This is a genomic window from Sanguibacter biliveldensis (genome assembly GCF_033798665.1).
In the GTDB taxonomy this organism is placed as follows: Bacteria; Actinomycetota; Actinomycetes; order Actinomycetales; family Cellulomonadaceae; genus Sanguibacter; species Sanguibacter inulinus.
The window spans coordinates 1,300,420-1,313,396 of record NZ_CP138359.1 but is presented as its reverse complement, the minus strand read 5'-3'; the positions used below and the strand labels follow the sequence as shown (position 1 = coordinate 1,313,396).

The window sequence follows — 12,977 nt, the reverse complement described above, 5'->3', positions numbered from 1 at the left end:
GTGAAGCCTCTCGACCCGAAGCTGCTCAGGTACGCGGCGCCCGCGCGCGGGTACGTGCTGCTGACCGCAGCCTTCGGCATCACCACGGCAGGGCTGGTCGTCGCCCAGGCTCTGCTCATCGCTGCGACGCTCGCCCCGGTCGTCTCGGCCGGGGCGACCCTCGACGACGTCTCGGGCCACCTCCGGTGGCTCGCAGGCGTCGTCGTGGCACGCGCCGTGGTCACCGGCCTCCAGGAGCGCTACGCGCACAGGGCGGCCACCCGGGTGGTCACGAGCCTGCGCGGTCAGGTGCTCGCGCACGCCGCAGCGCTCGGCCCTCGCTGGCTCTCGACGGGACGGGGCGTCGACACCGTCACCCTCGCGACCCGCGGGCTCGACGACCTCGAGCCCTACCTGGTGAGGTACCTGCCCCAGCTGCTGCTCGCCGTGACGGTGACACCGGCGACACTCGTGGTGGTGCTCGGCCTCGACTGGATCTCCGCGCTCATCATCATCGTGACCATCCCGCTCGTGCCGGTCTTCATGATCCTGGTCGGCCAGCTCACGCAGTCGTACTCCGAGCGCCGGCTCGCCGTGATGCAGCGCCTCGGCGCGCAGGTGCTCGACCTCCTCGCCGGGCTCCCGACCCTGCGGGCCTTCGGCCGCGAGCGCGGGCCCGTCGCCCGGGTCCGCGAGCTCGGTGACGCCTACACCCGGTCCACCATGAGCACGCTGCGGGTGGCCTTCCTCTCCGGCATGGTCCTCGAGCTGCTCACGACGCTGTCGGTCGCGCTCGTCGCCGTCGGCGTCGGGCTGCGGCTCGTCTACGGCGAGGTCGGGCTCGAGACCGCGCTCGCCGTGCTGGTCCTCGCCCCGGAGGTCTACCTGCCGATCCGGCAGATCGGTGTGCAGTTCCACGCGTCGACCGACGGCATCACCGCAGCGCAGAAGGCCTTCGACGTGATCGAGGAGCCGCTCCGCCCGCAGGGCACGGTCACTGCACCTGACCTCGCGAGGGCGACGATCACGGTCGACGGTCTCGGCGTCGACGCCCCGGGACGTGACCTCCGCGCACCCTCGGTCCTCAGCCTGACGATCAGGCCGGGCCGGATGGTCGCGCTGACAGGTCCGAGCGGCAGCGGCAAGACGACCACGGTGCTCGCGCTGCTCGGTCTCGTCTCCCCCGACTCCGGGTCCGTCCGTGTCGACGGGACCGACCTGGCGGACGTCGACCTCTCCACCTGGTGGAGGCAGGTGGCGTGGCTCCCCCAGCGCAGCACCCTGCCCCCGGGCACGCTCCGCGAGGCGCTCGGCGCCGCGGAGTCCGAGCGGTCGGCGAGCGTCGGCACCCCGGCCTCCGAGGCCGTGACCCGCGCCATGCGGCTCACCGGGCTCGACGCCGTCGTCAGCACGCTGCCCGACGGGCTCGACACCGTGCTCGGCCAGGGCGGGGTGGGACTGAGCGTCGGCCAGCGGCAGCGTGTGGCCCTGACAGCCGCCCTCCTCGGAGAAGAGCCTCTCGTCGTGCTCGACGAGCCCACGGCCCACCTCGACGCCCTCGCCGAGGACCAGGTCCTCGCCTCGCTCGCCGCGCTGCGTGACGCCGGCCGGACCGTCGTCGTGGTCGCCCACAGGCCGAGTCTCGTCGAGCTCGCCGACGACGTCGTCGAGGTCGCCTCCGCCCCCCGTACCCGTGACGAGGCCCTCGCATGAGCCGCACGACCGACCCGCTCCGCCGTGCCGTCAGACTGCTCGAGGTCGACGCCCGCCGGACGGCCCTCGCCCTGCTCCTCGGAGTCCTCGCGCTCGGCAGCGCGATCGCCCTCGCCGCGGTGTCCGCCTGGCTCATCTCGTACGCCTCGCAGATGCCACCGGTCATGACGCTCACCGTCGGTACTGTCGCGGTCCGCGCCTTCGGCATCTCGCGCGGTCTGTTCAGGTACCTCGAGCGGCTCGCGTCCCACACCGTCGCGCTGCGGGGCATGGCCTCGCTGCGCACCCGCATCTACGCCTCGCTCGCGGGCGGGCGTCTCGACGCCGTCGCCTCGCTGCGGCGCGGAGACCTGCTCGCCCGGGTCGGGGCGGACGTCGACGCCGTCGGTGACGTGGTGGTCCGGGCGCTGCTGCCTGCCGGGGTCGCCCTCGTGCTCGGGGTCGGCTCGGTCGCCTTCGTCGGGGTGTTCCACCTCGGCGCCGCCGCGGCGCTGGCCGCCTGCCTGGTGCTCTCTGGGATCGTCGGCCCGTGGCTCGCCGCCCGCGGCGCCTCGACGACCGAGCAGCGCACAGCCCAGGCCAGGTCCGACATGGCGTCCCTCGCCCTCGAGATCGTCGACGACGCTGCGCCTCTCACGGTCTCCGGCACGCTGGCCTCCCGCACCGAGGCGCTCGCCGCAGCGGACCGCCGGCTCGCCGAGGCGACCGACGTGGGAGCCCGGACCTCAGGACTGGCCGCCGGGATCGGCACGCTCGCGGTCGGTCTGGCCGTCGTCGCCACCTTGTTCCTCGCGATCCCCTCGGTCGCGGCAGGGACCCTCGGACCGGTCCAGCTCGCGGTCGTGGTGCTCACACCGCTCGCCGTCTTCGAGATCACCCAGACGCTGCCCGCGGCAGCCATCCAGCTGCACAGGTCCCGTCAGGCCGCCACGAGGATCATGGCGCTGCTGGACTCCGCCGAAGCCGCACCCTCGGACGCCGCAGCGCCGAAGACCACCGGCGGGATGGTCCCCAGCACGACCGCGTCCAGGCCTTCCGAGGCCGAGGCGACGAGCACGACGTCGACCCGCCCCGGGACGACGTCCGCAGCCACCGCGTCGTCCCTGGTCGCCCACGACCTCTCGTGCGGCTGGCCTGGTGCTGCCCCTGTCGTCCAGGGCCTCGACCTCGACCTCCGCCCCGGGCGGTCGGTCGCGCTCGTGGGCCCGAGCGGGACCGGCAAGACGACGACCCTCCTCACGCTCGCCGGCCTGGTCGCGGCGCGCGCGGGCAGTCTCACGCTCGACGGGAAGCCTGCAGCCAGCCTGCCGCACGAGGAGATCGCCCACCACGTCGTGCTCACGACCGAAGACGCTCACGTGTTCAGCACGACGATCCTGGAGAATTTGCGCGTCGCGCGCGGAGACGTCGACGAGCCGCAGGCTGTCGACGCGCTCCGACGGGCTGGGCTCGGGTCCTGGCTGGGCGGGCTGCCGGACGGGGTCCACACCCGGCTCGGGGCCGACGGGGCGACCATCTCGGGCGGCGAGCGACGGCGTCTGCTGCTCGCCCGTGCGCTGTGCTCCCCCGCGACCTATCTGCTGGTCGACGAACCCGCCGAGCACCTCGACCCCGCGACGGCCGACGAGCTCGTCACCGACCTCCTGCGCGCCGGGCGGGACTCCGCACAGCCTCGCGGGGTCGTCGTCGCGACCCACAGGCTCTCTGCGCTGGCGGCGGCCGACGAGGTCGTGCTGCTCGACGCCGGGGGTGTCGTCGCGCGAGGCACGCACGCATCGCTCCTGGTCACGCAGCACGGATACCGTGCGACAGTAGACCGCGAGCACAGGACCGACGAGACGACGAGGAGCCATGGTGCGACCAGGTGAGGCAGACGCTGTCGAACGAGAACGGTGGCTGAGCGCAGGCGCGCACATCACCACGATGCTCTTGTCCGGCGCGCCGGAAGAAGACGTCCTCGAGCACATCGTCTCGGTGGCCCGCGAGATCGCCGAGGCCGACGCCGCGTGCCTCGTGCTGCCGGGCCTGGGCGGTGAGCTCGTCATGGAGATCGTCCGCGGCTGGAACGCCGACGAGCTCCTCGGTCTGACCATGCCGCACGGCGGGCTGTCCTGGACGGCGCTGCGGACCGGCAAGGGCCGCCTGGTGCCGTCGCTGTCGCTCGCCCGCAACCTCCAGCTGCCCCCGATGCAGAAGTACGGCCCCGCGCTCTACGCCCCCATGGGCACGGCCGAGAAGCCCGTCGGTGTCCTCGTCCTGCTGCGCAAGGTGGGCCAGGAGGCCTTCATCGGCAAAGACCTCGAGCGCGCCTCGACCTTCGCCGACCAGGCCGCACTCGCCCTCGTGCTCGCCGAGGCTCGCCAGGCACAGGGCCTGTCGAAGCTCGTCGAGGAGCGCGAGCGCATCGCACGCGACCTGCACGACCTCGCGATCCAGCAGCTCTTCGCGACGGGCATGCAGCTCGAGACCGTGCGCCGCCGGGCTGCTCGCGGTCTCGACAAGGCCGGGCTCATCGCGATCCTCGACGAAGCCCTCGACAACGTCGACAACTCGGTCCGTGAGATCCGGTCGATCGTGCACTCCCTGCGCGACCCCGACGCCGCGACAGGGCTCGTCGAGAGGCTGCGCCGCGAGGCGTCGCTCGCCCGCACGGGACTCGGCTTCGCACCGTCGCTGGTGATCTCGCTCAACGACCGCAGCCTCGGTGCGATCGACGACGACGAGGAGATCGTCGACCAGCTCGTCGTGCAGTCCCTGGCCGACGACATCCTCGCCGTGGTCCGCGAGGGCCTCGCCAACGCGGCCCGGCACGCCCAGGCCTCGTCGGTGTCGGTCCGCGTCACCGTGAGCACCCTCGAGCTCGGGCCCGGCGACGTGACCGTCGAGGTCGAGGACGACGGCGTCGGGCTCGGTGCCCCCACAGGCCGCAAGTCCGGCACCTGGAACGTCGCCGCCCGCGCCCGCCAGCACGGGGGCTCGTCGAGCCTCGAGAACTCCGACAGCGGCCGCGGGACCATCCTCACGTGGTCGGCACCGCTCACCGAGCGGGGCTGACCGCAGGGCGCCTCCGGGACCAGGGCGGCCGGTGGTTGGTGGTCGGTGGTTGGTGGTCGGTGGTTGGTGACCGACGGTCACGCGGGATCGCCGAGCCGCCACCGGACGGGACAGAGGTGGAGCACCGCACACGACGACGCCCGTCCGAGAGCCTCTCGGCTCCCGGACGGGCGTCGTCGTGTCAGCGGCTGGTGGAGTCAGCGGTTGGTGGAGTCCTGCGCCCAGGCGTGGTGCTTGCGGGCTGCGACCCAGGCGGCGACCTGGGTGCGACGCTGCAGGCCCATCTTGGCCAGGAGCGAGGTGATGTGGTTCTTGACGGTCTTCTCGGCGATGCTCAGTCGCTCTGCGATCTCACGGTTCGACAGCCCTTCGCCGATGAGGTCGACCACGCGCACCTCGCTCGGGGTGAGGTCTTCGGTGGGGTCGTCGTGCTCACGGCGGCGGCGTGTGATGGTGCGCTCGTCGAGCAGCACGCGCCCGGCGGCGACCGCGCGGACGACGTCGGCGATCTCCGCGCCGCGCACGCTCTTGAGCACGTAGGCGGCGGCGCCGACCTCGAGGGCTGCGGCGAGAGCGGAGTCGTCGTCGAAGGACGTGAGGACGATCGCACGGGTGTCGGGCTGGGTCGCACGGACCGCACGCATGAGGTCGATCCCGGTGCCGTCGGGAAGCTGCAGGTCGACGAGCATCACCTGCGGGTGGACCAGGCTCGCCCGTCGCACACCCTCGGCGACGCTGCCTGCCTCGGCGACCACGCTCATCCCCTCGGAGCGGTCGATGACCTCGGCGATCCCTCGTCGGACCACCTCGTGGTCGTCGACGATCATGACGCTGATCTTGTCGTCGGGCTGGGGGGTCTCGCGTGTCGTGTCCACGACCACATCCTATCCGGGCGGCACCCCGCCAGACCGGTGGACGCGGCGGGAGATCTGCTCGGAGAGCGGCAGTCTTCCCTGAGGACAGACCACCCGGACCTGACAGGGCTGCACCGGACCGTCCTCCGGCGTCGCGAGCCCTCGCCGAGGCTCACCCCGGGGGCCCGCCGGGCGCTGGTCTGGATCTTTGGCACAGTGGAGGCATGAAGATCCTCCTCCCCACCAGCATCAGCCTCGACCTCCCCCTCGACGAGACCGTCGACGGCGTCGAGCACGTCTCCTACGACCCGACGCTCCCCGTACCGGAGGAGCACACCGACGCCGACGCGCTCGTCGTGTGGGGCAACCCGGCCGACCAGCTCGCCGACGCAGCGCACCGCCTCACCTCCGTGCGCTGGGTGCAGGCGCTCGCCGCCGGCCCGGACGCTGTCGTCGCCGCAGGCTTCGCCCCGGACGTCGTCATCACCTCGGGGCGCTCGCTCCACGACGGCCCGGTCTCCGAGCACACGCTCGCCCTCGCGCTGACGGCAGCCCGGCGCCTCGACCTCATGCTCGACGCCCAGCGGGAGTCCCGGTGGGCAGAGGAGCTCGGCGGTTCGCAGTCGGGCGACAGGTCGACGTACCCGGGCCTGGGCACCCTGGCCGGCGCCTCGGTGACAGTCTGGGGCTTCGGCTCGATCGGCCAGGCCCTGGCACCGCTGCTGAGCATGCTGGGCGCAGACGTCGTCGGGGTCGCCACGACCCCCGGGGAGCGCGACGGCTTCCCGGTCATCACCGAGGACGACCTCCCCGCGCGCCTCGCCGAGACCGACCTGCTGGTCGCGATCCTCCCCGCGACGCCCGCCACCGAGAAGGTGATCTCCCAGGAGGTCTTCGACGCGCTGCCCTCGCACGCGTGGGTGGTCAACGTCGGCCGTGGCTCGACGCTCGACGAGGTCGCGCTCGAGAAGGTCTTGCGTGCCGGCACGCTCGGCGGGGCTGCGCTCGACGTCACCGCTGTCGAACCGCTCCCGGCGGACTCCTCGCTCTGGACCACCCCGAACGTCGTCATCACACCGCACGCCGCAGGTGGCCGTCCTCAGGGCGCCGGACGTCTGGTGGCCGAGAACCTCGCAGCGTTCCGGTCCGGTGACGAGCTCCGCAACGTCGTCTCGCGCTGACCTGACGGCCGTGCGCCCGCCGCGCAGGAGCCCTGGGATCAGTGGTCCACCGGGCCCGGGCCCGGGAGCCCCGCAGCCGAGGGCGGACGCCGCCTCAGACTGGCGGCTCAGGGCTCAGGGCTCAGGGCTCAGGGCTCAGGGCTCAGGCGAGGGTCGCGCGCAGACGGTCGAGGGACTCGACGGAGGGCGTGCGCCACTCGTCGAGGCTGCCGGCCTCTTCCCAGAGCTCGTAGAGCTCCGAGGACTCGCTGTCGGTCAGGGCGCGGTCTGCCATCTCGACGATCCACCGGATCTTGTCCTCGGTGAACAGCGGGGCGACCTTCGACAGGTCCACGTCCGCGAGAGCCGGGTGTGCTGGCTCCGTCCCCTGGACCACGAGGGCGATCTCGACGAGCGCGATCGCGTACTGCCCGCCGTCCACCTCGAGGTAGTCGTCCTCGAAGGCCCATCCGAGCCCTTCGAAGCTGAACTCCCCGTGCTGGATGTCAGCGACGAGGTCCCCTGCACCGTCGTTGCCGAACGGCTCGCTGCTCCACGCACCCATATGGCATTCCTTCATCTCGTCCTGTGCCCCCTACGGGCTGCGCGGCACGCCCCTGTCGGGCCGCGCGGCACGTGTGCTGCTCCTCCGCCGCCCAGACGCGCCGCTGCGTCAGGCTGCGGTCGCCATCTTCCTGACGTGAGGCCCGCCTGAGCACCCTAGTCCCACAGGGGCCTCAGGTGAAGCCCGTCAGCGGGTGGCACTGCGCGGCCGTGGCTGGCAGACCGGACAGCTGAAGGACGAACGGTTCATGAACTCGTCGCGCCGGATCGTCGCGCCGCAGCGTCGGCACGGCTTGCCGGCCTGCCCGTAGGCCGCCAACGACCTGTCGAAGTAGCCCGACGCGCCGTTGACGTTGACGTAGAGGGCGTCGAAGCTCGTCCCGCCCTGGCTGAGCGCCTCGCGCATCACCTGCTCTGCCGCGGCCAGCACGGCGCTGACCTGCGCGCGCGACATCCCGGCGGTCCCGCGGGCGTAGTGCGTCGAGGCGCGCCACAGCGCCTCGTCGGCGTAGATGTTCCCGATCCCGGAGACGACGGTCTGGTCGAGCAAGGCTCGCTTGATCCCCGTGCGCCGGGCCCGGATCCTGTCGACGAGCGCCGCGCGGCCGGGTGTCCCCTCGGCGACGGCGGGGTCGAGCAGGTCGCGGGCGATGTGGCTGACGGGCTCGGGCACGAGCGGCATGTCGGTGCCCAGACCTCCGGGGAGGCCGTCGGGGGTGCTGGTGAGCTCGGCGACGCTGAGGTGGCCGAAGGTCCGCTGGTCGACGAAGTCGAGGGTGAGCGGCTCACCGTCGGCTGCAGTGAGGTGGAGGCGCACCCTGAGGTGGCTCGACTCGGTGGCCAGGGTGTCCCCCGAGCGCACGAGCAGCTGACCGCTCATGCCGAGGTGGCCCAGGAGCGCGAGGCCGGGCTCGTCGAGGGTGAGCCACAGGTACTTGCCGCGCCGTGCTGCCTCGACGAGGCGACGGCCGGGCAGGCGGGCTGCGAAGTCGACGGGTCCGCCCTCGTGCCTGCGGACGCTGTAGTCGCGGCGGACCTCGGCACGGTCGACGCGCGCGCCCAGCACGTGGCGGGCGAGTCCGTCGCGGACGGTCTCGACCTCGGGGAGCTCAGGCACGGTGCGCCTCGGCGACGGTGTCTACGCGCACTCGGCTCAGCGACCGGTGAGGGCTGCGTAGGCCTGCTGCGCGGCGATCTGCTCGGCGTGCTTCTTGGCTGTGCCCTGCCCCGTGCCCATGACGGTGCCGTCGATGATCACGTGCGCGGTGAACAGGCGGGCGTGGTCGGGCCCTTCGCCCTCGCTCGTGTACTCGGGGGCGCCGACCTCGTGCTCGGCGGCAGCCTCCTGGAGCGAGGTCTTCCAGTCGAGGCCGGCACCGAGGTCGGCGGCGGCGTCGAGGGTGCTGTCCAGGAGCCTGTGGACAAACCTGCGGGCCTCTTCGAGCCCGTGGCTCAGGTAGACGGCGCCGATGAGCGACTCGACGGTGTCCGACAAGATCGAGTCCTTGTCGAAGCCGCGGGTCTGCGACTCCCCCTTGCCGAGCAAGATGTAGTCGCCGAGGGACAGCCTGCGGGCCACGGCCGCGAGGGCGCGCTGCGACACGGAGGCCGCACGCATCTTGGCGAGGTCGCCCTCGGGGCGGTCTGGGTGGCGCTCGAACAGCGCCTCGGCCGAGACCAGGCCGAGCACGGCGTCCCCGAGGAACTCGAGGCGCTCGTTGGTCGGGATGCCGCCCGCCTCGTGGGCGAAAGATCTGTGCGTCAGGGAAAGCACGAGGAGCTCGGGGTCCAGATGGACCCCGAGCTCCTCGAGAAGGCTAGAAGCCGGTGAGACCTGACGACGTGCGTGTGATGCCACCGGAACTTCTCCTTCGACCGACTCGTGACGCCAGCAGCGCCGGCGAATCAGTTAGCGTGCTCGGTGCGCAGCGCCTCGGCGTACTGACGACCCTTGTAGGTGCCGCACGTCGGGCACGCAGCGTGCGACAGCTTGTCGCCCTTGCACTGCGGGCACGTGGTGAGGTTCGCGGCGGTCGTCTTCCACTGCGAACGGCGCGCACGGGTGTTGCTGCGCGACATCTTGCGCTTCGGAACAGCCACGGCTAGCTCTCTTTCGTCTCGTCGATAATGCTCTTGAGTGTCGACCACCGGGGGTCGAGCAGTTCGTGCTGGTGATCAGGATCGTCCGCCAGGTGGGCACCGCACTCGGAGCACAGCCCCGGGCAGTCGGGCGAACACAACGGTTGGAATGGTAGTGCAAGCACCACCGAATCCCTAAGCACGGGTTCGAGGTCGATCATATCGTCCTCGAGCTCGTGCACCTCTTCTTCTTCGTCGTCGTCGCCCGCGTCCTCGGCGGCCTTGGCACGCTCGGGGTACACGAACAGCTCCGTCACGGAGAAGTCGACGTCGTCGACCACCTCGTCCAGGCACCGGACGCACTCGCCGACCGACTGGCCTGCGACGGTTCCGGAGACCAGGACACCCTCCATCACGGCTTCGAGCCTCAGGTCGAGGCTGATGTCGCTACCTTCGGGGATCCCGATGACGACGGTCCCGAGGTCCACCGGCGCCGGGACCGTGAGCGTGACCTCACGCATCGAGCCAGGACGCCTGCTGAGCTCACGAGTGTCGAGAACGAGAGGCGAACGAGGATCGAGAGTGATGAGGTGCTCCACGGTGTGTCCGAAGGTGATGGGTGCTGGGATCGTCGGCTGGCCACCGACGTGAGCCGGGGATCAGCAGCCCCACCGTCACCGGCAGGGCCAACAGACAATACTACGCCATCGAGGGCTGTGCCCAGACCCCTGGAGGGCGGGACCTGCGGTGACCGGTGAGACCCTTCTCACCCTCGTGGTGAGCAGGGCGCGCCCGCCTCAGCGAGAGCCCGCCAGGTCGCGGGGGGTGTCGGGCGCTACCTCTGGTCCTGCGGCTGGCCTGCCTCGTCGAGGCGCTCGGCGAGCCTGTCACGGCCCGCGTGCACCTGGGCGAGGACCTTGCCCAGGTCGATCTCGAACTCGGCGAGCCGACGGTCGCAGTAGTCGTCAGCCTCGCGGCGCAGCTTGGCCGCGGTCGCCTCGGCCTCGGCGACGAGCTCGCGGGCCTGGACCTGGCCCTGCAGCACCACCTGCTCGGCGGCGACGAGCTCGGCGGCCCGGCGACGAGCCGTCTCGATGAGCTCTTCGGCCTGCACGTGGGCGTCGTCGAGCACCTGGTCGGCGTCAGAGAGCACCTCGTCGGCACGGGTCAGCTGGGTCGGCAGCGCCTCGCGGAGCTCGTCGAGGAGGTCGAGAGCCTCGTTCCGGTTGACGAGGACCGACGACGACATGGGCATCGTCCGGGCGCGCTCGACGAGGTCGGTCAGCGCGTCGAGGATCGCGGGCACACCGGCGCTCTCCCCCTCGACGAAGGTCTCGTGGTCGTCCTGCGGGCTCATGAGGCTCCTTGGTTCGGGTGGTCGGCGGGGCCGGGAGGGGTGACCCCGCCGGGAAGAGGTGTGGCTGGCGAGCCGGGCTGCGCGCCGGTCGGGACGACACCGAGGGCTCGTCGCACGGCGTCTGCGACACCCGGCGGGACGAGGTCGTCGACCTGCCCGCCGTGCCGGGCGACGTCCTTGACCATCGACGAGGCGATGTGGGCGTAGCGCGGGTCTGCGGTGAGGAACACCGACTCGACGCCCGAGAGGTGGCGGTTCATGAGCGCCATCGGCTGCTCGGCGTCGTAGTCCGCTCCCCCGCGCAGCCCCTTGACGACGGCGACGGCGCCCAGCTCGCGGCAGAGGTCGACCAGGAGCCCCGGCACCTCGACCACCCGGACGGAGGGCAGGTCGGCGCACGCAGCGCGGGCGAGAGCGACACGGGAGTCGACGTCGAGCAGCGCCGACTTCGAGGCGTTGCGGGCGACGCCGACGACGACCTCGTCGAAGAGCAGCGTCGCCCGTCGGACGACGTCCAGGTGCCCCAGGGTGATCGGGTCGAAGGATCCCGGGCAGACGGCAAGAGTCACCCGCTCACGGTAGTACACCCCCACCTCGTGTCCCATGATTGAGCCATGACGTCCGAGAACGAGCAGCCGGCCCCTGACCCCGCTCCCTCGGTGGCGGCCGATCCAGGTACCGGCCCGGGGTCCATCGTCCGACCTGGGGTCGACCTCGAGCCGTTGGTCACCGCCGCCGACCTGGAAGAGCTCCACACCGGTGTGCTGAGCCCGTCCTTCCCGTCCGAGGAGCTCGAGAGCCTCGAGTCGCTCGTGGAGGGCTGCACGAGCGGCCGCACCCGTGCGCTCGGCGTCCGGCGCGACGGCCGCATCGTGGCCGGTGCCGTTGCCGCCGGCTCCGGAGTACCCGGCGACGTGATGCTGCTGGTCTACCTCGCGATCGCCCCGGGCCAGCGAGGCGGAGGCATCGGGGGCGCGCTGCTCGACGCCGCGGTCCAGACGTGGGTCGCAGAGTCATCCCCCGGCCTGCTGCTCGCTGAAGTCGAGCACCCGGACCACCACGAGGCCAGCGAGGCGCACGGGGACCCGGCTGCACGGCTGCGCTTCTACGCCCGCCACGGGGCACGGGTGCTCGCGGTGCCGTACTTCCAGCCCGGTCTGGGGGCTTCCGGGGCTCGCGTGCCTGCGCTGCTCCTCACCACGCTGCACGTCGCGCCCGAGGCCGTCGCCGAGGGACCTGCCGACGCGCCGACAGCCGTGGTGGCCGGTCCGCTCCGTGAGTTCCTCGAGGCGTACCTCCTCGGCTCCGAGGGGTCGCTGCGTGACGACGCCGACACCCGGGCGCTGCTGGGCTCTGTGAGCGGTCCGACCGTCGGGCTCGTCGACCCCGCGGACCTCGCGAGCGTGCCTGTCGGCATGGCCTGGGCCACCGAGGGCCTGCGGGCGTCGGACGGAGACGACAGCTGACCTGAGCGATCCGCAGACTGGCGCTGGAGGGCTGGCGCTGCCCTGGTCAGTCGGTCGGGTGCTGGTCGGCCGAGCTCTCGTCGTCGGGCGAGCCGGCGCTCGAGAGGTCGGTGTCGTCGTCCGCACCGGGCTCCGCGTAGTGCACCAGCGTCTCGCCATAGGGCTTGGTGACGATGAGCCTCCACGACGCCGGCCAGGTCGGCTCGGGGGTGCGTGACGACCGCTCGACCACGATCACCGCGTCGTCCGACACGTGCCCCTCGAGGGCGAGGAGCAGAGCGGCGACGTCGTCGTCGCTCATGTCGTACGGCGGGTCGAGGAACACGAGGTCCCACGGCTGGGTGGGCAGCTGCGCGACGAAGCGCTCGGCGCGGTCCGTGACCACCCGCACCCCGCGGAGCCCGAGGGAGTCGACGTTCTTCTGGCACACCTGGGCGGCGACCCTGCCCGCCTCGACGAGCACGACGGTCGAGGCCCCGCGGCTCGCGGCCTCGAGACCGAGCGCTCCCGACCCCGCGCACAGGTCCAGCACACGCGCGCCGTCGAGCACCTCGTAGTGCTCGAGCCTGGAGAAGATCGCCTCGCGCACCTTGTCGCTCGTGGGGCGCGTGCCCTTCGGTGGGACGGCGAGGCTCCTGCCGCCGACGAGCCCTGCCACGATCCGAGTCACCGGACCAGCGTAGCGATCACCGAGCCGTGGTCGGGCCAGCCCGCAACGACGCGGGCCGCGAGCGCGGTCCGAGCCGGTCGC

Annotated in this window: 14 protein-coding genes; 5 read left to right on the top strand and 9 right to left on the bottom strand. The window is 72.2% G+C overall.

Going from position 1 to position 12,977, the window contains the following annotated elements; genetic code table 11:
- From cydD to SANBI_RS05590, 3 genes are read left to right on the top strand one after another with little or no spacing between them, the layout of a single operon-like run.
- Positions 1 to 1,692 (top strand): thiol reductant ABC exporter subunit CydD, encoded by a 1,692-nt coding sequence (gene cydD / locus SANBI_RS05600; protein WP_319159741.1) that lies wholly within the window; start codon positions 1 to 3, stop codon positions 1,690 to 1,692.
- Positions 1,689 to 3,560 carry a thiol reductant ABC exporter subunit CydC gene (cydC, locus tag SANBI_RS05595; RefSeq protein ID WP_319159739.1) on the top strand — a complete coding sequence of 624 codons (1,872 nt, stop codon included), beginning with the start codon at positions 1,689 to 1,691 and terminating at the stop codon, positions 3,558 to 3,560. The genes cydD and cydC overlap by 4 nt, the downstream gene beginning before the upstream one ends.
- Positions 3,544 to 4,746 (top strand): sensor histidine kinase, encoded by a 1,203-nt coding sequence (locus SANBI_RS05590; RefSeq protein WP_056131162.1) that lies wholly within the window; start codon positions 3,544 to 3,546, stop codon positions 4,744 to 4,746. Before cydC ends, SANBI_RS05590 begins: the two co-directional genes overlap by 17 nt.
- A 197-nt stretch (positions 4,747 to 4,943) precedes the next feature.
- Here SANBI_RS05590 and SANBI_RS05585 read toward each other — a convergent pair whose 3' ends face one another.
- Positions 4,944 to 5,573, bottom strand: a complete 630-nt coding sequence (locus SANBI_RS05585; RefSeq protein ID WP_179913207.1) for a response regulator — start codon at positions 5,571 to 5,573, stop codon at positions 4,944 to 4,946.
- A 251-nt stretch (positions 5,574 to 5,824) separates the two neighbouring features.
- Between SANBI_RS05585 and SANBI_RS05580 the strand changes: the two genes are divergently transcribed.
- Complete coding sequence (locus SANBI_RS05580; protein WP_319159735.1) at positions 5,825 to 6,781, top strand: phosphoglycerate dehydrogenase; 957 nt, start codon at positions 5,825 to 5,827, stop codon at positions 6,779 to 6,781.
- Between the two features lie 142 nt (positions 6,782 to 6,923).
- Here SANBI_RS05580 and SANBI_RS05575 read toward each other — a convergent pair whose 3' ends face one another.
- The 7 genes from SANBI_RS05575 to coaD all read right to left on the bottom strand — a co-directional run bounded on the left by SANBI_RS05575 (position 6,924) and on the right by coaD (position 11,329).
- Entirely contained in the window at positions 6,924 to 7,325 is a 402-nt protein-coding gene (locus SANBI_RS05575) for a DUF4259 domain-containing protein (RefSeq protein ID WP_179913185.1), read from the bottom strand.
- A 186-nt stretch (positions 7,326 to 7,511) separates the two neighbouring features.
- Positions 7,512 to 8,441 (bottom strand): bifunctional DNA-formamidopyrimidine glycosylase/DNA-(apurinic or apyrimidinic site) lyase, encoded by a 930-nt coding sequence (mutM, locus tag SANBI_RS05570; protein ID WP_319159733.1) that lies wholly within the window; start codon positions 8,439 to 8,441, stop codon positions 7,512 to 7,514.
- A gap of 36 nt (positions 8,442 to 8,477) precedes the next feature.
- Positions 8,478 to 9,182 carry a ribonuclease III gene (gene rnc / locus SANBI_RS05565; protein ID WP_319159731.1) on the bottom strand — a complete coding sequence of 235 codons (705 nt, stop codon included), beginning with the start codon at positions 9,180 to 9,182 and terminating at the stop codon, positions 8,478 to 8,480.
- A gap of 47 nt (positions 9,183 to 9,229) precedes the next feature.
- Entirely contained in the window at positions 9,230 to 9,424 is a 195-nt protein-coding gene (gene rpmF, locus SANBI_RS05560; RefSeq protein WP_012866141.1) for a 50S ribosomal protein L32, read from the bottom strand.
- Between the two features lie 2 nt (positions 9,425 to 9,426).
- On the bottom strand, positions 9,427 to 9,924 hold the full coding sequence (locus SANBI_RS05555; RefSeq protein WP_218928582.1) for a YceD family protein: 498 nt from the start codon (positions 9,922 to 9,924) through the stop codon (positions 9,427 to 9,429).
- 314 nt (positions 9,925 to 10,238) lie between these two features.
- Positions 10,239 to 10,760 (bottom strand): ATP synthase subunit B family protein, encoded by a 522-nt coding sequence (locus tag SANBI_RS05550; protein WP_319159727.1) that lies wholly within the window; start codon positions 10,758 to 10,760, stop codon positions 10,239 to 10,241.
- Positions 10,757 to 11,329, bottom strand: coding sequence for a pantetheine-phosphate adenylyltransferase (gene coaD / locus SANBI_RS05545; protein WP_319161192.1), 573 nt, complete (start codon positions 11,327 to 11,329; stop codon positions 10,757 to 10,759). The genes SANBI_RS05550 and coaD overlap by 4 nt, the downstream gene beginning before the upstream one ends.
- A gap of 45 nt (positions 11,330 to 11,374) precedes the next feature.
- Here coaD and SANBI_RS05540 point away from each other — a divergent pair, with 45 nt between their 5' ends.
- On the top strand, positions 11,375 to 12,226 hold the full coding sequence (locus SANBI_RS05540; RefSeq protein ID WP_319159725.1) for a GNAT family N-acetyltransferase: 852 nt from the start codon (positions 11,375 to 11,377) through the stop codon (positions 12,224 to 12,226).
- Between the two features lie 46 nt (positions 12,227 to 12,272).
- Here the strand turns inward: SANBI_RS05540 and rsmD are convergent, their stop codons facing one another.
- Positions 12,273 to 12,896 (bottom strand): 16S rRNA (guanine(966)-N(2))-methyltransferase RsmD, encoded by a 624-nt coding sequence (rsmD, locus tag SANBI_RS05535; RefSeq protein ID WP_319159723.1) that lies wholly within the window; start codon positions 12,894 to 12,896, stop codon positions 12,273 to 12,275.
- Between the last annotated feature and the right edge of the window lie 81 nt (positions 12,897 to 12,977).

What these genes read in the sequence shown, in the direction of transcription:
- SANBI_RS05590 (WP_056131162.1), top strand. Translation starts at nt 3,544, where the DNA reads ATGGTGCGACCAGGTGAGGCAGACGCTGTCGAACGAGAACGGTGGCTG.
- SANBI_RS05555 (WP_218928582.1), bottom strand. Translation starts at nt 9,924, where the DNA reads ATGCGTGAGGTCACGCTCACGGTCCCGGCGCCGGTGGACCTCGGGACC.
- SANBI_RS05575 (WP_179913185.1), bottom strand. Translation starts at nt 7,325, where the DNA reads ATGGGTGCGTGGAGCAGCGAGCCGTTCGGCAACGACGGTGCAGGGGAC.
- SANBI_RS05550 (WP_319159727.1), bottom strand. Translation starts at nt 10,760, where the DNA reads ATGAGCCCGCAGGACGACCACGAGACCTTCGTCGAGGGGGAGAGCGCC.
- SANBI_RS05540 (WP_319159725.1), top strand. Translation starts at nt 11,375, where the DNA reads ATGACGTCCGAGAACGAGCAGCCGGCCCCTGACCCCGCTCCCTCGGTG.
- SANBI_RS05580 (WP_319159735.1), top strand. Translation starts at nt 5,825, where the DNA reads ATGAAGATCCTCCTCCCCACCAGCATCAGCCTCGACCTCCCCCTCGAC.
- cydC (WP_319159739.1), top strand. Translation starts at nt 1,689, where the DNA reads ATGAGCCGCACGACCGACCCGCTCCGCCGTGCCGTCAGACTGCTCGAG.
- SANBI_RS05585 (WP_179913207.1), bottom strand. Translation starts at nt 5,573, where the DNA reads ATGATCGTCGACGACCACGAGGTGGTCCGACGAGGGATCGCCGAGGTC.